The 18,798-nt window shown below is 62.5% G+C and carries 18 protein-coding genes; 7 read left to right on the top strand and 11 right to left on the bottom strand.

The features are described 5' to 3' along the window. Window positions 1-183: 183 nt before the first annotated feature. The 11 genes from NOM55_RS10445 to NOM55_RS10395 form a co-directional block, all read right to left on the bottom strand. Window positions 184-1,599, bottom strand: a complete 1,416-nt coding sequence (locus NOM55_RS10445; RefSeq protein ID WP_255908519.1) for an OmpP1/FadL family transporter — start codon at window positions 1,597-1,599, stop codon at window positions 184-186. Window positions 1,600-1,754: 155 nt separating this feature from the next. Then, entirely contained in the window at window positions 1,755-2,144 is a 390-nt protein-coding gene (locus tag NOM55_RS10440; protein WP_047966031.1) for an acyl-CoA thioesterase, read from the bottom strand. 84 nt (window positions 2,145-2,228) lie between these two features. Beyond that, window positions 2,229-4,682 carry an acyl-CoA dehydrogenase gene (locus NOM55_RS10435; RefSeq protein ID WP_255908518.1) on the bottom strand — a complete coding sequence of 818 codons (2,454 nt, stop codon included), beginning with the start codon at window positions 4,680-4,682 and terminating at the stop codon, window positions 2,229-2,231. A gap of 34 nt (window positions 4,683-4,716) precedes the next feature. Continuing rightward, complete coding sequence (locus tag NOM55_RS10430) at window positions 4,717-5,352, bottom strand: TetR/AcrR family transcriptional regulator (protein WP_047966096.1); 636 nt, start codon at window positions 5,350-5,352, stop codon at window positions 4,717-4,719. A 192-nt stretch (window positions 5,353-5,544) separates the two neighbouring features. Further along, complete coding sequence (locus NOM55_RS10425; protein WP_255908517.1) at window positions 5,545-6,726, bottom strand: O-succinylhomoserine sulfhydrylase; 1,182 nt, start codon at window positions 6,724-6,726, stop codon at window positions 5,545-5,547. 89 nt (window positions 6,727-6,815) lie between these two features. Then, window positions 6,816-8,360, bottom strand: coding sequence for an amidophosphoribosyltransferase (purF, locus tag NOM55_RS10420; RefSeq protein WP_255908516.1), 1,545 nt, complete (start codon window positions 8,358-8,360; stop codon window positions 6,816-6,818). Between the two features lie 72 nt (window positions 8,361-8,432). Beyond that, on the bottom strand, window positions 8,433-8,924 hold the full coding sequence (locus tag NOM55_RS10415; protein WP_255908515.1) for a CvpA family protein: 492 nt from the start codon (window positions 8,922-8,924) through the stop codon (window positions 8,433-8,435). Beyond that, a complete protein-coding gene (locus tag NOM55_RS10410; RefSeq protein ID WP_255908514.1) occupies window positions 8,921-9,676 on the bottom strand; it encodes an SPOR domain-containing protein in 756 nt (251 codons plus the stop codon). Before NOM55_RS10410 ends, NOM55_RS10415 begins: the two co-directional genes overlap by 4 nt. Window positions 9,677-9,685: 9 nt before the next feature. Next, entirely contained in the window at window positions 9,686-10,954 is a 1,269-nt protein-coding gene (gene folC, locus NOM55_RS10405) for a bifunctional tetrahydrofolate synthase/dihydrofolate synthase (protein ID WP_255908513.1), read from the bottom strand. A gap of 6 nt (window positions 10,955-10,960) precedes the next feature. Further along, entirely contained in the window at window positions 10,961-11,410 is a 450-nt protein-coding gene (locus tag NOM55_RS10400; RefSeq protein ID WP_255908512.1) for a protein YgfX, read from the bottom strand. A gap of 11 nt (window positions 11,411-11,421) precedes the next feature. Continuing rightward, window positions 11,422-11,784, bottom strand: coding sequence for a hypothetical protein (locus NOM55_RS10395; RefSeq protein ID WP_047966024.1), 363 nt, complete (start codon window positions 11,782-11,784; stop codon window positions 11,422-11,424). Window positions 11,785-11,928: 144 nt separating this feature from the next. On the opposite strand from NOM55_RS10395, the gene NOM55_RS10390 reads away from it, so the two are divergent. From NOM55_RS10390 to NOM55_RS10360, 7 genes are all read left to right on the top strand, one after another. Next, window positions 11,929-13,845, top strand: coding sequence for an ATP-binding cassette domain-containing protein (locus tag NOM55_RS10390; RefSeq protein WP_255908511.1), 1,917 nt, complete (start codon window positions 11,929-11,931; stop codon window positions 13,843-13,845). Next, entirely contained in the window at window positions 13,842-14,351 is a 510-nt protein-coding gene (locus NOM55_RS10385) for a C40 family peptidase (RefSeq protein WP_120811247.1), read from the top strand. Before NOM55_RS10390 ends, NOM55_RS10385 begins: the two co-directional genes overlap by 4 nt. A gap of 5 nt (window positions 14,352-14,356) precedes the next feature. Next, window positions 14,357-14,929, top strand: coding sequence for a hypothetical protein (locus NOM55_RS10380; RefSeq protein WP_255908510.1), 573 nt, complete (start codon window positions 14,357-14,359; stop codon window positions 14,927-14,929). Between the two features lie 136 nt (window positions 14,930-15,065). Then, window positions 15,066-15,617: a TRAP transporter small permease subunit gene (locus tag NOM55_RS10375; protein ID WP_047966020.1), complete on the top strand. Its 552-nt coding sequence runs from the start codon at window positions 15,066-15,068 to the stop codon at window positions 15,615-15,617. Then, window positions 15,614-17,104 carry a TRAP transporter large permease subunit gene (locus NOM55_RS10370; protein ID WP_047966019.1) on the top strand — a complete coding sequence of 497 codons (1,491 nt, stop codon included), beginning with the start codon at window positions 15,614-15,616 and terminating at the stop codon, window positions 17,102-17,104. Before NOM55_RS10375 ends, NOM55_RS10370 begins: the two co-directional genes overlap by 4 nt. A gap of 130 nt (window positions 17,105-17,234) precedes the next feature. Next, a complete protein-coding gene (locus NOM55_RS10365) occupies window positions 17,235-18,323 on the top strand; it encodes a TRAP transporter substrate-binding protein (protein ID WP_255908509.1) in 1,089 nt (362 codons plus the stop codon). 101 nt (window positions 18,324-18,424) lie between these two features. Then, window positions 18,425-18,715, top strand: a complete 291-nt coding sequence (locus tag NOM55_RS10360; RefSeq protein ID WP_255908508.1) for a hypothetical protein — start codon at window positions 18,425-18,427, stop codon at window positions 18,713-18,715. The last annotated feature ends 83 nt before the right edge of the window (window positions 18,716-18,798 follow it).

Genomic DNA, 18,798 nt, shown 5'->3' with positions numbered 1-18,798 from the left:
CTTAACGAACAAACATGGTTGCGGCTTCACGGATTATAGATTCCGGGTAAGCCATCCAACGGGAAAGATCGGCTGAATCACAGTATCTGAATAATGGTTCAGCACTTCCCGAAAAAAACACGGCAACAGGGTCGCCGTGCCTGTTGCGGCCAACGTCAAACGTTGGCCGCAAAGCCTCGCGGCTTAGAAACGGTGGTTGTACTGCACCCCCAGGATCTGGGCGCTGGACTTGTAGTTGGCGGTACCTACGGTCTGGCTGGAGACGCAAGTGGTCTGGCCCAGTGTGGTGCAACGACTATCGACATTGGCCTTGGCATCCTTGATATGGATGTAGCTGTAGGCAAAGTCGATGGACGATTGTTTGTTCAGGTCGTACTTGCCGCCCAGCGAGAACCAGTAACGGTCGTTGTCCGGGATGGTGGCCAGACGGTGGTTGTCATCCGGCACCGGCGATTTGTCGTAGGCAATACCGGCACGCAGTTGCAGCGGCTCGGAGTACTGGTAAGCGCCACCCAGCGAGATCTTGTAGGTGTCTTTCCACTGAGGATTCAGATAGGTGGTGTCGCCCTGGTTCACCGCCGGCAAAGCCACTTTTGGCGTCGCATATTTCAGTTGCGCGGTATCGAACCGCGAGTGCTTGGTCCAGGTCAGGTCGCCAAACACGGTGACCTTACGGTCCAACTTGTGCATTGCATGCAGGGACAAGGACTCCGGTGTCGTAATCTTTACACTCGCATCCTCGGAGTCGGGGAATAGCCCCTTGACCAAGACCGCAACCGCATTTCCCGGTCCACCGGCGAGCGCATCGGTAGAGCGAGTCCACTTGGCCGACCCCTTGAGGTCATGCTCGATTTTGGAACGGTAGTTCACGCCAACGCGGGTGCTGTCATTGACATCCCACAGCCAGGCCAGGTTGTAGCCAAAGCCCCAGTCATCACCATCAACTTCCGCATAGCCGTCAAACGTGCCGTTACCGCCGCCCAAGCCACCTGGAACTGCGGCACCATGGTTGGCATACTGGCGCAGAGTCGCTTCCGCATGCTGGGCAAGCACGCCGACCGCTACCGAGTGTTGCTCGTTCAGCTTCAGCGCCACGGTCGGATTGATATCCATGGTTTTGAGCGAGGTGGCATTCAGGTTGTAACGCAGCACCGAGTCACGCTGGTATTCGGTTTCCGATGCGAACGGCACGTAGATACCCAGGCCTACAGTGACTTTTTCGTTCAACTGGTGGGTCAGGTACATCTGCGGCACAGCGATCAGGTCATCGGTGATTTTGCCGCTGCTCTGCCCTGCGATCGGACCGGCAATCGGGCGCACGGCGCCGGGGGCTGCTGGCGCGGTGTAGTTACCGGTTGCACCGTTGTATTTGGCACTCGGCGCCACCAAGTTCAAGGCACCGGAAAAGTTGGTCCCCTCCAGCTTGGTCATGCCCGCCGCGTTGTAGAAGATAGTGGATGCATTGGCCGCTTCGGCGGCACTCGCATTGGCGGTGGATTGGGCACTGACCGACTGGGTACCGAAGTGGTAACCGGAAGCCATGGCAACAGTGGTTGCACCCATCATCATGACGGACAAGCTGACGTGTTTCAGTTTCATGTGTTATTCCCTCTGTGCATTGTTATTCATGCTGTTCCGAACGCCTGTTTGATTGACGATCTGGCCCGATACTACCTAGAGACGAAGCTGTTATCCAGCTTTTTCGAGCATTCGTTCCAAACATTCGTTTCAATGAAACAACACATCAAATGCACTCAGGAAATGATTCTGGATTTGCCATCAGCATCGATGGCGACGTAGGTGGCAATCACCTCGGTAATCGGCACCACTTCGCCACCAAGGCGCTCCGCCTCCACCGTCACTTTCAGCGTGACCGATTTCTGTCCGAGACGGAAGCACTCGGCATACAGTGACACCACGTCACCGACATGGATGGGACTGGTCAGCTGGAAGGCATTGACCGCGACCGTCGTCACCGGCCCCTTGGCCAGCCTTTCGGCGCAGATGGCGCCAGCGGTATCGATCTGGAACATCAGCCAGCCGGCGTGGACACGGCCATGGGCATTGGTGCTGCGCGGCTCGGCGCGCAGGCGCAGCACCGGCACGCGGACGACTTCGGGTTGTTGCTGTGGGGATGGGGTCATGTTGTCTCTCTCGATGGCGCTCTGTCGACAGAGTGCCATCGACAGAGACGGGCGTTGCCGCCCGACTCCTTATTGTTTAGCCGATCAGAAGATCAGCCGCTGCAGCATTTTGTCATCATGCTGCTCAAGCTTCATGTCGAAATCATCGACCATGATCACGTCGCGCTTCAGTTTGCGCGCACGCGTCACGGCGTCAAACTCCTGCTGCGTAATCTGGCCGGACTGCAACGCTTCCGCCAGCCGCTCACGCGCGGTGACAGCCTTGAACTTGCCATCACGCCCCAGTTTGCGCAACTTCTGTTCCAGCGGCTCGGTCTCCAGCATCGCCTTCAGTGCCGGCTCCAACACGCCGACCGGATCCGATTCGTCGCTCGGCGCGAAGATGCCGCGGGTCAGGCGCTCGCGTGTCGGGCCCAGCTCCATCAGCAGCCGTGCCACCTTGGTGCCGGTGTGGTCGCTGGCCGGCTTCATGGTCAGCCCCCACGGGAAGATCACCTTGCGCAGGATTGCGGCCAACATGCGGCTTGGCAGGTTGGCAAGGAAGCCATCCATCGCCTGCTGCAGGTCGTACAGCGCATTTTCCACCGCCCACTGCAGCACCGGCAGGTCTTCCTTCGGCGCGCCATCACGCTCGAAACGCTTCAGGCAGGCAGAGGCGATATACAGATTGGACAGCATGTCACCCAGCCGTGCCGACAGTTTTTCGCGGAACTTCAGCGAACCGCCGAGGCTGAACATCGCCATGTCGGACAGCAGCGCAAAGGCGCTGGAGAAACGCGTCAGCTGCTTGTAGTAGGCGGCCACTTCGCCACCTTTCGGGCTGCCGACCAGCTTGGCACCGGTCAGGCCCATCCACAGCGAACGGAACACATTGCTGATCACGAAGTTGATGTGGCCGGTGATGGCCTTGTCGAACTCGGCGGCGTCATTGCTCATCGCCGCCTTCATCTCGCGCAGCACGAAGGGATGGCAGCGGATGGCGCCCTGACCATAGATGATCATCGAGCGGGTCAGGATGTTGGCGCCTTCCACCGTGATTGCAATCGGGATCGCCTGGTAGGCCCGCGCCAGATAGTTGCGCGGCCCCAGCACCACCGCCTTGCCGCCATGGATGTCCATCGCATCGTTCAGCGTTTTGCGCATGCGCTCGGTGTTGTGATACTTCAGCACCGCGGACAGTACCGACGGTTTTTCGCCGATATCGAGGCCAGTCAGCGCTAGATCCTGCGACGCTTCCATCTGGTAGGTAAAGCCACCGATACGCGCCATCGCCTCGTCCACACCTTCGAACTTGCCGATCGACAGGCCAAACTGGTCACGGATACGGGCGTAGGCGCCGGTGGTGTAGGACGCCACCTTGCCGGAGGCAACCGACATCGCCGGCAGCGAAATGCAGCGGCCTACCGACAGACACTCCACCAGCATGCGCCAGCCCTGGCCGGCGTAGTCGCGGCCGCCGATGATCCACTCCAGCGGAATGAACACGTCCTTGCCCCAGGTCGGGCCGTTCATGAACGCGGCACCGCCAGGGAAGTGGCGGCGGCCGATGCAGACGCCCTCGTGCTCGGTCGGCACCAGCGCGCAGGTGATGCCCAGTTCTTCCTTGTCGCCCAGCAGATGATCCGGGTCGTACATCTTGAATGCGAGGCCGAGAATGGTGGCTACCGGCGCCAGCGTGATCCAGCGCTTCTCCCAGCTCACGCGCAGGCCGAGCACGTCGTCAAAACGTTGGCCGCTGCGCGGGTCAGTGTAGCTGCCACGGCAAACGATGCCATAGTCTGGAATCGCCCCGGCGTCCGAGCCGGCGTAGGGGCTGGTCAGTGCGAAGCACGGCACTTCCACGCCCTTGGCCAGGCGCGGCAGATAGTAGTCTTTCTGTGCTTCGGTACCGTAGTGCTGCAGCAGTTCGCCGGGGCCGAGCGAGTTCGGCACCATCACCGACACCGCCGCGGTGCCGCCGCGGGTGGCGATCTTGGTTACCACCTTGGCGTGGGCGTAATTGGAGAATTCCAGACCGCCGTACTTCTTCTTGACGATCATGCCCAGGAAGCCGTTGTCCTTGATGAACTGCCATACTTCCGGCGGCAGGTCCTTCAGCTCGTGGGTGATTTTCCAGTCGTCGACCATCTTGCACAACTGCTCGGTCGGGCCATCCAGAAACGCCTGCTCTTCGGCAGTCAGTTTCGGATCCGGGAAGGACAGCAGGCGGTTCCAGTCCGGCTTGCCGGAAAACAGGTCGCGATCCCACCACACGGTACCGGCGTTGATCGCTTCCTGCTCGGTTTGCGACATGGCAGGGGTGATTTTCTTGAAGACGGAGAACACCGGGCCGGTGAACACGGCGCGGCGCAGCGGCACCAGATTCAGCACCAGCGCGATGACGGCAAACAGCGCCCACACCGCAAGCGGGACCTGGCAGCCCCAGACTGGCTGCAGGCTGGCAAGCCAGCCTGCGATCACGACAGTCCACGCCAGCACGGGAGCGCGGAAATACGCGAGCGCCCCGAGCAGCAGGATCAGAACAATAGCAGATGTCATTATGGTTACCCTCGTGTTGACCTCGTGGAGTCAATCAGACGGGCGCCGTCAACCCCGCTACGACGAAAGGCACCAGGTGCTTGACCACCATGTCCGGGTCGCGGGCGGAGACCACCTGACTGCGGACAAAGATCTTCAGCACATCATTACCGGCGAAGGCATTGAACATCACGCCAAAGGCAAAATGCATGCGCCAGGCAATGTCTTCGGTTTCAAACTGCGGCAAAGCTGCCTGGAAGGCACTGGTATAGCGCTGTACAAACACGCTGTACTGCTGGTTCAGTGCCTCGCGCAGCAGACGGTGGTTTTCCACCAGCGTGCGCGACATCAAGCGGACAAACAGCGCCCCGCCCTTGGTCGGGTCTTTTGACAACATCAGGCAGGGCTTGATGAAGGTCAGTACCAACGCCTCGGCGGTCAGGGCTTGTCCGGATTGTTCCAGCGCGTCGAGTTCGGCCAGACAAGCAGCCACAAACGGGCCGATCCTGCGCATGAATACCGATTCGAACAGCGCATCCTTTGAACCGAAGTGGTAGTTCACAGCGGCCAGGTTGACTTCAGCCTGCTGTGTGATCATGCGAAGTGAGGTGGCCTCGAAGCCATGTTCGACAAACAGCCGCTCGGCAACATCGAGAATCCGAGTTGCGGTATCGGGTTTGTTCACTTCCATGTCGTCTTGCACTTTCATCGGATTGAGTAATTGCGTCGCCTTGTCCATCATGATTTTAGAACAAGCGTTTGAAACTTACGTTTTAATTTGATGCCTGTCAAGAAATGCATTCCTGAAGCCTCCCGCGGTAAACACAAGTAAAACGGCAGCCCTTAGTCTAGACTGCCGTTCGATTGAAACAAACGTTTTTTATTACAAGCCTCTAGCGAGATCCGCCTGCAGGTCGTCGACATGCTCCAGACCGACGGCAACCCGCAACAGTCCCTCACTGATGCCGGCCCGCGCTCGCGCCTCCGGCGTGATGCGTGCGTGGGTGGTCGATGCCGGATGGGTCAGCGTGGTCTTGACGTCGCCGAGGTTGGCGGTGCGCGAAATGACCTGCACCGCGTCCACCACTCGCCAGGCCGCCTCGCGCCCGCCCTTGACCTCGAACGACACCACCGCCCCGCCGCTGCGCTGCTGCTTTTGCGCCAGCGCGAATTGCGGATGGCTTTCCAGCCCCGGGTAGAACACGCGCGCCACCGACGGCTGCTGTTCCAGCCAGCGTGCCAGCTGCAGCGCATTGGCGGAGTGTTTTTCCATACGCAGGTGCAGCGTTTCCAGACCAGACAGCAGCACCCAGGCATTGAATGCGGCCAGGGTCGGGCCGGCGGTGCGCACGTGCAGGTAGATCTGTTCGATCAGCTTGTCGTTACCGACCACCGCCCCGCCCAGCACCCGGCCGTGGCCATCGAGGTACTTGGTGGCGGAGTGCACCACCAGATCGGCGCCCAGTTGCAGCGGCTGCTGCAGTGCCGGCGAACAGAAGCAGTTGTCGACCACCAGCAAGGCACCGGCTTTATGCGCGATGTCGGCGACGGCGGCGATGTCGGCCAGCTCGGTGAGCGGGTTGGACGGCGTTTCCAGGAAGAACAGCTTGGTATTGGGCTTCACCGCCGCCCGCCACGCCGCCGGATCGGAGGCGTCGACATAAGTGGTCTCGATATTGAACTTGCCGAGAATGCCGTTGAACAGGTTGATGGTGGAGCCGAACAGGCTCTGCGACGACACCACGTGGTCACCGGCCTTGAGCAGGGTCAGCATGGTGGCCTGGATCGCGGCCATGCCGCTGGCGGTGGCAATCGCGCGCTCGCCGCCTTCCATTGCGGCCAACCTTTGCTGGAAAGCGCTGACGGTCGGATTGGTAAAACGGGAATAGGTGTAGCCTTCGATCTCGCCCATGAACATGGCGGCGGCTTGTGCGGCCGTATCAAAGGTAAAGCTGGAGGTCAGGTGCAGGCTCTGGCTGTGTTCGCGGTATTCGCTGGTTTCGCGGCCGGCGCGGATGGCCAGCGTCTCGGGATGCAAGGGGGGACAGGTGTCTTCGCGCGACATGGTGGGCTCTCGTACGGCGTATGGCTGAAAGACTTTCAACAATAACAAGGGTTGGCCGCAACAGCCAACCCTTGTCGTTATATAGAAATTCAGATCAGGTTTTGTTCGGCAACATTCAGGTTGAGATCGACCATCTGGTTGCTGCTGTCTTCCTCTTTCTGCTCGCTGGCCGCCTTGCCCTTCTTGCGTGCCGCCTCGATGGCATCGAGATAGGCTTCGTTGATGTCACCGGTGATGTAGCAACCGCTGAAGCAGGAAGCCTCGAACACGTTCAGTTCGCCGTTCAGGCTCTGCACCGCCTGCTCCAGCGCTTCCAGCTCCTGGTAGATCACCGCATCGGCGCCAATTTCGGCGGCGATCTGCGCGTCGTTGCGCCCGGTGGCCAGCAACTCGGCACGGGTCGGCATGTCGATGCCGTACACGTTGGGGAAGCGTACCGCCGGCGCGGCCGAGGCGAAGTACACCTTCTTGGCGCCGGAATCGCGTGCCATCTGCACGATTTCCTTGGAGGTAGTGCCGCGCACGATGGAGTCGTCCACCAGCAGCACGTTGCGGCCGGCGAATTCCAGCGGCACCGGGTTCAGCTTCTGACGTACCGACTTCTTGCGGACCGCCTGCCCCGGCATGATGAAGGTACGGCCGATATAGCGGTTCTTGATGAAGCCTTCGCGGTACGGCAGACCCAGTGCGTTGGCCAGTTGCATCGCGCTCTGGCGGCTGGAATCCGGAATCGGGATCACCACGTCGATGTCGATGTCCGCGTACTGGCGGCGGATCTTCTCGGCCAGCATCTCGCCCATCACCAGACGCGACTGGTAGACCGACACGCCGTCGATCACCGAATCCGGACGCGCAAAGTACACGTACTCGAACAAGCACGGTGCCAGCTGGGTGTTCTCGGCGCAGATGCGCGCCTGCATGTCGCCGTCGAAGGTGACGTACACGCACTCGCCCGGCTGCACGTCGCGCAGCACCTTGAAGCCGGAACAGTCCAGCGCCACCGATTCGGAGGCGAACATGTACTCGGCCTTGCCGTCGACCTCGGTGGCACCCATCACCATCGGGCGGATGCCGTGCGGATCGCGGAACGCCACCAGACCGTAACCGGCGATCATCGCCACCACGGCATAGGCACCCTTGACGCGGCGATGCACCGCCTCCACCGCCCCGAACACGGCATCCGCAGTCAGCGTCGCGTTCTCGACACGGGCGGCGATCTCGTGCGCGAACACGTTGAGCAGCACTTCCGAGTCGGAGTTGGTGTTGATATGGCGCAGGTCATTACGGTACATGTCCTGCTTCAGTTCGTCGGTATTGGTCAGGTTGCCGTTGTGCGCCAGCACGATACCGAACGGCGAGTTGACATAGAACGGCTGCGCCTCGGCCAGGCTGGATGCCGAGCCGGCTGTGGGGTAGCGCACATGACCAATGCCTGCATTACCGAACAGCGACCGCATGTTGCGGGTGCGGAACACGTCCCGCACCAGGCCGCTGCCCTTGTGCATGTGAAAGGTCTTGCCATTGGCCGTAACAATCCCGGCTGCGTCCTGACCACGGTGCTGCAACAATTGCAAACCGTCATACAACAGCTGGTTTACGGGTGACTGACCCACCACCCCCAAAATTCCACACATAGCTCATCCCCAGACTACACGAGTAAAAACAAGGGGTGACAGCGGATCGCGCCATCACCCCTCTTGGTACTGCTAAAAAAAGTGCACCGCTTGCGCCAGCGTATCCGGCAGCCACGGTCGGGCAGCCATCGCCACCGTCTCGAAAGGCTGCACCAGCAAGGCGTCGTGCCAAAAACTCTGTTGCGGCATGGTACTCATCCCACCCAGCATCACCAGCACCGTGACCAGCAGCAGGCCACGGGCCAAGCCGAACACGACGCCAAGAAAACGGTTGACGCCACCCAGACCGACCGCATCGATCAGCGCGGTCAAGGTCACGCGAAACAGCGCCGTTGCCAGCCACGTCAGCAGCAACAGTACGATGAAGGCGGCAATCAGCTGTATACCCTGACCGCCCAAGGGCATGAAACCGGCCACTTCCGGGGCGAAACTGCGCGCCACCCAGAATGCCAGCAGCCACGAACACAGCGACAGCAGCTCGGCAGCCAGGCCGCGGAACAGCGCCACGGCCATGGAACCTAAGATGATGGCAAGAATCAGCCAGTCAAGAGCCGTCAGCATCATTTGGTGACGATAATGCCCGACACGCCGGCCCGTTCCAGTTTACGCAACGCGGCATCGGCTTCGGCACGGCTGCCGAACGGGCCGACACGCACCCGTGTCACCTCGCCCTTGCTGGTCTGCACCTTGCTGAATCGGGCGGCCACGCCGACGGCGGACAGGCGCTGCTTCAGCGCGCTGATCTTGTCCGCATCGGACAGCGCAGCCAGCTGCACCTGGTATTTTTCGGCAGTCGCCGCGGTAGTGGCCGCGCGCGGCGCTTCCGCCTCGCGTCCTTCCAGAATCGCCGCCGGATCCGGCGCCGCCTTTTTCTCCGCGACTGCCGGCTCGGCTTTCTTGTCGGCCACTTTCGGCGTCACCGGTTTCGGCTCGGCCGGCTTCGGTGCCGGAGGCGGTGTCACCACCGCGACCGGAGCGACAGCCGGGGTAACCGGTGCGACAGCCGGCGGACGGCTGGCCTCGGCGGCGGGCGGCGGTGCCAGCACGCTGTCTTCCGGCGGCAGCGTGGCGAGGATGTCGGTTTCCTGCGGCGCCGAGGCCACCACTGGCGGCAGCGCGACCGGGATCGGCGTCGGAGCAGAGGCCGGCAGGCCGGAGATCTCGACCTGTTCCGGCTTCATTTCCTGCTCCGGCAGCGCGTCCAGCACATTCCACAACACGGTGGTGGCCACCAGCACCAGCACGATGGCGCCGACCAGGCGGCGACGCGCCCGTTTGCGCAGCATCAGCAATTCATCGTGTGCGGAAAGAGACATCTGGCGTCCTCAGGCGTGAGTGGATTTCGCGGCCATCACTTCGGCGACGGTATGGAAGGATCCAAAGACCACGATTCTATCATTCTCCCCTGCCGCCGATAAAGCCGCGTGCCACGCATCGGCGACGCTGGCAAACGGTTTCACCTTGGCCACGCCCTGTGCATGCAGCTGGCTTGTCAATGCCGCGGCGGTTTGGCCACGCGGCATATCCAGACCGCCGACGAACCACTCGTCGAACTCGTCCTTCAGCGCCGCCACCACCGCCGGCAGATCCTTGTCCGACAGCATCGAGAACACCGCAAAGCGGTTCTGCGCGTAGGCCATGCGCTTCAGGCTGTCCGCCAGCGCACGGGCAGCGTGCGGATTGTGGCCGACGTCGAGTATGGTCAGCGGCCGCCCCGGCAACACCTGGAAGCGGCCCGGCCAGTCGACTTCCAGCAGGCCACGCTTGATGGCGCCGATGCCGACCGGCAGCAGCGGCCGCAGCCCTTCCAGCGCCGCCAGTGCCGCCGCGGCGTTGATCATCTGGTACTCGCCGCGCAGCGCCGGCACCGGCAGGGCGTGGCGGTGCACCTCGCCCATGTGGAACGACCACTGGTGATCGAGGCGGGTGATGCCGAAATCCTTGCCCACCAGCCTGAGGTCGGCGCCAAGGTTGGCCGCATGCTGCAGCAGGCTTTGCGGTGGGTTGGGGTCGGCACAGATCGCCAGCTTGCCGGCGCGGAAGATGCCGGCCTTCTCGAAGCCGACCAGCTCGCGGGTGTCGCCAAGATAGCTCTGGTGGTCGAGATCGACACTGACCACCACCGACACTTCCGGCTCGAAGATGTTGACCGCGTCGAGACGGCCGCCGAGGCCGACTTCCAGCACCGCGACATCGACCTGTTCGTCGATGAAGGTGTGCATCGCCGCCAGGGTGCCAAACTCGAAATAGGTCAGCGTGGTATCGCCCCGGGCCGCCTCGATGGCGGCGAAGCTGTGCACGATGCGTTCGTCGCTGACCGGCTGCATATTGATGGCAACGCGCTCGTTGTAGCGCAGGATGTGCGGCGAGGAGTAGGTGCCGACCTTGAAGCCGGCACGCTCCAGCATGGTGGACAGCATGGCGCAGACCGAGCCCTTGCCGTTGGTGCCGCCAACCAGCACCACCGGGAACGTTGGCCGCAAGCCCATCGCATCGCGCACCGCGCTGACCCGCGCCAGGCCCATGTCGATGGTGGCGGGGTGGATCGATTCCAGATGGGAGAGCCAGTCGTTCAGGGTGTCAAAACTTGCCATGCTTGATTACATCCGTTCAGTTTCAGGGTTGGCGGCGCCGCGGCACCAGCGCACATAGACGCGCAATGCGCGGTGGGTGTCGGCCGGCACCGCGTCCGGCCATACCAGCAGCCGGTGGCGGCGACCGTTGTCGTCGCTCACGCTGAGCACCACCAGCAGCGGCAAGGCGACACTCGCCGGCAGCAGTCGGACCCGGCAGGCCCGGCCGCCCTGCTGCAGCTGCAGCACGCCGCGCATGTCGACGGCAAAGCCGTCAAAGGTTGGCCGCAACATGCCGCTCTGGCGCAGCACCTGACAGCCACAGCCCACAGCCGCCAGCAACACCAGCAGCGCGAGGTCTCGCTCCAGAAAGGACAGTGCCGCCAGCAGCATCAGCAGCGCCACGCTCAGCAGTGCGACGGCGAGGCGTGACGGCGCCAGCGTGGCGGCAATGGGGCTGACGCGGCTAGCGTGCATCGCGGCGGCGGTCAGTCTTCGTCAACGTCGACCGGGGAATTCATGATGTCGGCGTCGACGGTGTCCAGCAGCGTGGAGTGCACCTCGACATCGAACCACTCCCAGAAGGCTTTCAGCGAGCGGTCCTGCGGCCACAGCGCCTCGTCCTCGTACCACGACGACAGCTCGATGCGGAACAGCTTGTCGTACATTTCGTCGATGTGGCTGATCGCCTCTTCCGGCTCGTCGAATTCGGGCAAAAGGATCACCGTGCAGTCGGCACGCAGCGCGTCCAGCGACAATTCGATCATGTCGTTGTCCGGTACGGCATTCAGCCACGCCAGAAACGGGGCCTTGGGCTTGATAACGGCAACGGAGCGATCAACAAAGTACATGGCAAATCCTTTCGCATTGACCTGCAGCGCAGGTCTTCGGTTGGCGCGCATTGTAACAGCGACCGCCCCCGAGGCGAAGGGCGATGCAGCCACATGCTACAATCCGCTCCATTGCAATAAGAAGACAGCCTCCCGCATACCATCATGGCCCTGATTACCGTAGAAAAAGCCTGCCTCGCCTTTGGTCACCACGCCCTGCTCGACAAAGTGGATTTCTCGCTGGAGCCCGGCGAAGTCGTCGGCCTGATCGGCCGCAATGGCGCCGGCAAGTCGTCGCTGCTGAAGGCGATTGCCGGCAGCATCAAGCTCGACGACGGCCGCATCAACCAGCAGGGCGACCTCAAGGTCGCCAACGTGCCGCAGGAGCCGCTATTCAGCGAGGGCCACACCGTGTTCGAGGCGGTGGCCGAGGGGCTGGGCGAGCTGCAGCAGCTGCTCACCGACTACCACCACATCACCCAGCAGCTGTCCGACCCTGCGGCCAACCATGAGCAGGTGATGGCGCGCATGACCCACATCCAGCAGGAACTGGAAGCACGGGACGGCTGGCAGTTCGACGCGCTGATCAGCACCACGCTGTCGCACCTCGACCTCAACCCGGACACGCTGGTCAGCGACCTGTCCGGCGGCTGGAAAAAACGTGTGGCGCTGGCGCGCGCACTGGCCTCGCGCCCGGACGTGCTGCTGCTGGACGAACCGACCAACCACCTGGACATGAGCGCCATCGAGTGGCTGGAAGGGCTGATGAAGAACTTCAGCGGCAGCGTGCTGCTGATCACCCACGACCGTCGCTTCCTCGACAACGTCGCCACCCGCATCATCGAGCTGGATCGCGGCATCCTGCGCAGCTACCCCGGCAGCTTCAGCGCCTACCAGGTGCGCAAGGCGGAAGAGCTGGCGATCGAGGAAGAACAGAACCGTTTGTTCGACAAGTTCCACGCGCAGGAAGAGGTGTGGATCCGCAAGGGCATCGAGGCGCGCCGCACCCGCAACGAGGGCCGCGTGCGCCGTCTGGAACAGATCCGCCGCGAACGCGCCTCGCGCCGTGAGCGTGTCGGCCAGGTCAACTTCCAGCTCGACGCCGGCGAACGCTCCGGCAAACTGGTGGCCGAGCTGGAGCACGTCAGCAAGGGTTTTGACGGCAAGCAACTGATCAAGGATTTCACCACCCGCATCCTGCGCGGCGACAAGATCGGCCTGATCGGCCCCAACGGCGCCGGCAAGACCACGCTGCTGAAGCTGATCCTGGGCGAGCTGGAAGCCGACAGCGGCAGCATCAAGCGTGGCACCAAGCTGGAGGTCGCCTACTTCGACCAGTTCCGCACCCAGCTGGACGAAGAGACCAGCGTCGCCGACATCATCAGCCAGGGCAACGACTTCGTCGAAATCGGCGGCCAGAAAAAGCACGTGATGAGCTATCTGGAAGACTTCCTGTTCTCGCCGCAGCGCGCGCGCAGCCCGGTGAAGTCGCTGTCCGGCGGCGAACGTAACCGCCTGCTGCTGGCGCGCCTGTTCACCCGCCCGGCCAACGTGCTGGTACTGGACGAACCGACCAACGACCTCGACATCGACACTTTGGAGCTGCTGGAAGAACTGATCGAGCAGTACAACGGTACCGTGTTCCTGGTCAGCCACGACCGTGCCTTCCTCGACAACGTGGTGACGCAGGTGATCGCCTTCGAGGGCAACGGCAAGCTGGAAGAGTATCCAGGCGGCTATCAGGACTGGCTCGATACCAAGGCGCGCATGGCGGCGCTGAAGCAGGAGGCACCGCGCAAGGAGGCTGCGGCCAACGTCGAGGCCGCCAAGAGCGAGCGCGACCGCAGCAACCGCACGCAAAAACTGAGCTTTAATGAAAAGCGCGAGCTGGAACGGCTGCCGGCGGAAATCGCGGCACTGGAAGGCGAGCAGGCCGAGCTGAACCAGAAGCTGCTGGACCCGAACGTGTACCGCGATGCACCGCAGGACGCGCGCCAGTGGCAGGCGCGCATCGAGGAAATCGAACTGCTGTTGCTGGAAAAACTCGAACGCTGGGAAACCCTGGAGAGCAAACAGTCATGACCCGCCGCTGGCCCGCCCTCTTGCTACTCGTCCTGCTGGCGGGCTGCGCCAGCACTCCCTCGAAAACCGCCGTCAAGCCCAAGCCGCGCCCGCCGGCGGCCAGCAACCTGTCGGCGCTCAAGGCCGACGGCGTCAGCCGCGAAATCCTGCTCTACACCTTAAGCCTGCTCGACATCGACTACCAGTTCGGTGGCAGCAACCCGGAGGCCGGCCTCGACTGCAGCGGCATGGTGGCCTACATCTACCAGCACGCCGCCGGCATCAGGCTGCCGCACAATGCGGCGCAGATCGCGGCACTGGCGCGGCCGATCGGCAACCACCAGCTGCAGGTCGGCGACCTGGTGTTCTTCAACACCATGAACCGGCCGTTCTCGCACATGGGGCTTTATATCGGCGACGGCAAGTTCGTGCACGCGCCGCGCAGCAACAGCGTGATCCGCGTCGACCGGCTGGACAACCGCTACTTTGCCAGCCGCTTCGAGGGTGCGCGCACCCTGTTCGGCTAAGCACCATGAGCACCGCGCCATGGCGGCAGCACTGGCGACAGTGGCAGTCGCTGCGGCCAAAACTGCACCGCGACGGCGCCTCACTGCCGGTGGCGCTGCTGCTGGCCGGCCTGCAACAACAGCTCGACAGCGCGCAACTGCGGGTCGTCGCCCTGCAGTTACAGCCGGAGGAAAGCGTGCTGGAACTGGATATACAACAGCCGCTGCGCGCCCGCCTGCAATTATTCTTCCACTTCGGCGAGCTCGACTGGCCCAAGCGCACCCTGCTGATCCACTACCGCCTGCAGGGCACGCCGCACGACAGCGGCCTGATCCGGCGCGCGCTCGGCACCCTGCTGCTGACGGCACTCGACGCCGGCCTCGGCAGCCACCTGCTGCAAAGGTTGGCCGCAGAGCTGGCTTTCCTCGACATCCAGCCGCAACACATCGTTGTCCACCTCGACCAACTGCCACCGTTTACCCGCTGGCAGGAACAGTCTTTCCCGGGCAAATCCCTCGCCCGTCACCTGCAACTGAAGTCCATCACCACCCCGCCTGACCACCTGCGCCTGACCCTGGGCTGGCACAAGCAAGGGTAATCCCCTATGTCATGCCGCTTTGCAAGGGCAAATGACTATGCTCTTATAGGCACACACCGCTAGACGGTGGCGGCGTTGGAGAGCGCCACAAAAAAACAAGGCCATAGAGCCTCACAACACACATTAGGAGAAAACAGTGCAATTGCTGCTTGCCTTGTCGCGTCTTATCGACGCGATCAACGCACGCATCGGTCAGGCTGCGTCTTGGCTTGTCCTGGTGGTCGTGCTTATCAGCGCGGGTAACGCTGTGGTGCGCAAACTGTTCAACATCAGTTCGAACGGCTTGCTGGAAATCCAGTGGTACCTGTTTTCTGCCATCTTCCTGCTGGCAGCCGCCTACACCCTGCAAAAGAACGAACACATCCGCATCGACCTGCTGGTCGGCAAGCTGTCCGAGCGCGGTCAGGCCGTGGTCGACATTGTCGGCACCCTGCTGTTCCTGATGCCGGTCTGCTACCTGCTGATCAGCTTCGGCTGGCCGATGTTCATCGACGCCTGGAACAGCGGCGAGATGTCGTCCGACGCCGGCGGTCTGGTGCGCTGGCCGGTATTCCTGCTGATCCCGGTCGGTTTTGCGCTGCTGATGGCGCAAGGCCTGTCCGAGCTGATCAAGCGCGTTGCCTTCCTGCAGGGCCTGATTCCCAATCCGGCCATCAAGTCCAACGATCCGCACAAGGAGCCGGTATGAGTCTCGATCTGATGGCCCCGATCATGTTCGTGTCGCTGATCTTCTTCCTGCTGATCGGCTACCCGGTTGCCTTTGCCCTGTCCGCCGTCGGCCTGTTGTTCAGCTGGATCGGCATCCACTTCGATCTGTTGCGCCCCGAGCTGTTGCAGGCCCTGCCCAATCAGGTCTACGACATCATGCGCAACGACACGCTGCTGGCAATCCCGTTCTTCACCTTCATGGGGCTGATTCTGGAACGCTCCGGACTGGCGGAAGACATGCTGGACACCATCGGCCAGCTGTTCGGCACCATGCGCGGCGGCATCGCCTACGCGGTGATCTTCGTCGGCGCGCTGCTGGCCGCCACCACCGGCGTGGTGGCCGCCTCGGTGATCTCGATGGGACTGATCTCGCTGCCGATCATGCTGCGCTACGGCTACGACACCCGCATCGCCACCGGCGTGATTGCCGCCTCCGGCACGCTGGCACAGATCATCCCGCCGTCGCTGGTGCTGATCGTGCTGGCGGACCAGCTGGGCACGTCGGTCGGTGACATGTACACCGGCGCCATGCTGCCCGGCCTGTTGCTGTGCGTGTTTTACGCCGTGTTCATCTTCATGGTGTCGATGGTGAAACCGCAGTGGGTACCGGCGCTGCCACCGGAAGCCCGCACCCTGCGCGGCGCGGCACTGGGCAAGCGCGTGGTGCTGGTGATGATCCCGCCGCTGCTGCTGATCTTCCTGGTACTGGGCACCATCTTCCTCGGTATTGCCACCCCGACCGAGGGCGGCGCCATGGGCGCGGTCGGCGCCATCATCCTGGCGATGATGAACCGCCGTCTGGACATGTCGCTGTTGAAACAGGCGATGGATTCCACCGTCAAGTTGTCCACCTTCGTGGTGTTCATCCTGATCGGCGCCCGCGTGTTCCGCATCGCCTTCCTCGGCGTTGACGGCGACAAATGGGTCGAGCACCTGCTCACCAGCCTGCCCGGCGGTGCTACCGGCTTCCTGATCACCGTCAACATCATGGTGTTCTTCCTCGCCTTCTTCCTCGACTTCTTCGAGATCGCCTTCATCCTGGTGCCGTTGCTGGCGCCGGTGGCACAGAGCCTGGACATCAACCTGGTGTGGTTCGGCGTCATCCTGGCCGTGAACATGCAGACCTCCTTCATGCACCCGCCGTTCGGCTTCGCGCTGTTCTACCTGCGCAGCGTGGCACCGAAGGAAGTGCGCAGCACGCAGATCTACTGGGGCGCGGTGCCTTACGTGGTGATGCAGCTGATCATGGTCGGCGCCCTGATCGCCTTCCCGGGGCTGGTTACCGGCTCGCTGCACGCCGAGGTGAAGACCAACGCCGACGATGCGGCGTCGATCATGCAACAGATGGAGACGGCACCAAGCAGCGACCTGCCGCAGGGTATCGAAATCCCGGCCAGCGAGACCTCCGCCGCCGAGAGCGACAGCCAGCAGTCGGACGCGCTGCTCAAGGAACTGACTGGCCAATAAGCGGCAAGCGAGGCATGATGCCAATGGCAATATGCCTCGCTCGCAAAATCATAACCGCATTACCAATAACATCCTTTGGCGGCATGTATCGCCCGGGACACACAGCAAGCACAACACAAAGGAGATCACGGTGGAAAGACGTTCGTTTCTGAAGAAAGCCGGCGCGGCCGGCCTGGTAGGCGCCGGGGTATCGGCACCGGTACTGGCTGCCGAAAGCCCGACCATCCGCTGGCGCCTCGCGTCCAGCTTCCCGAAAAGCCTGGATACCATCTACGGCGGCGCCGAGCAGCTGTCCAAGCGCGTGGCAGAGCTGACCGGCGGCAAGTTCCAGATCCGCGCCTTCCCGGGCGGCGAAATCGTGCCCGGCACCCAGGTGCTGGATGCGGTGCAAAACGGCACCGTCGAATGCGGTCACACTTGCGGCTACTACTATGTCGGCAAGAACAAGACCTTCGCCTTCGACACCACCATGCCGTTCGGCCTGACCTCGCGCCAGCAGAACGCTTGGCTGTACTACGGCGGCGGCATGAAGTTGCTGCGCGAATTCTACGCCAAGTACAACATCGTCAACTTCCCGGGCGGCAACACCGGCACCCAGATGGGTGGCTGGTTCCGCAAGGAAGTGAAGTCGCTGGCCGACCTCAAGGGCCTGAAGATGCGCATTCCGGGCTTCGGCGGCGAAATCATGGCCAAGCTGGGCGCGGTACCGCAGACCCTGGCCGGTGGCGACATCTACCCGGCGCTGGAAAAAGGTACCATCGACGCCACCGAATGGGTCGGCCCCTACGACGACGAGAAGCTCGGCTTCTACAAGGTGGCCCAGCACTACTACTACCCGGGCTTCTGGGAGCCGGGTCCCAACATCTCTTTCTACGTCTCCAAGAAAGAATGGGACAAGCTGCCGGCCGAATACAAGGCCGCCTTCGAAGCCGCCGCGGCCGAGGCCAACCTCAGCATGCAGGCCGAGTACGACGCCAAGAACCCGGTGGCCCTAGTCAGCCTGCTGCAAAAAGGCACCAAGCTGCACCAGTACCCGGCCGACGTGATGAAGGCAGCACAAAAGGCCGCCTTCGAACTGTACGAGCAGGAGGCCGCCAAGAATCCGGACTTCCGGAAGATCTATACCGAGTGGAAGAAATTCCGCACCCTGCAGCACGGCTGGTCCAACCTTGCCGAAAGCAAGATGGAAAACTTCATGTACGCCAACCGCGTCAAATAAGGCTGCCAGCTGCCGCAAAAACCGCGCGTCATGCGCGGTTTTTGCTTTTTGCGGTGGTGGCCGCTAGGCTGAAATGAGGCAACCACCGGGGTACCACCATCATGCGCCAAGCCATCCTGCTGTTCTGGCCGTCCTTCATCATTGCCGCGCTCGCCACCGGCCTGTTCTTCTCGATCTTCGACCCGCAGGAGCTGACCCTGCACGGTGCGCAGCTGTTTGCCGACAAGCTGTCCGCCTACTCGGTGTTTTTCCTGATTGCCTGGGGCTTTGGCGCGCTCAACACCAGCATCGTGCTGCTGCTGGAAAAATCCGCCCGCCAGATCAACGGCTTCCAGCCACCGCGGGTAGACCCCGACACCTACCCCGAAGATCCACCGCAGCTGCGGCCATGAGTCGCCGCTCGCCGTACCGCGCCGGATGACGCAGTACGGCGCGCCACGCAGCGGCAACAGGGCATGACGCCCGTGCCCTGCCC

The sequence above is a fragment of the Vogesella sp. AC12 genome, from assembly GCF_024437575.1.
Taxonomy (GTDB): domain Bacteria; phylum Pseudomonadota; class Gammaproteobacteria; order Burkholderiales; family Chromobacteriaceae; genus Vogesella; species Vogesella indigofera.
Note: the sequence above shows the minus strand (reverse complement) of the source record. Positions and strands in the feature narration are given on the sequence as shown.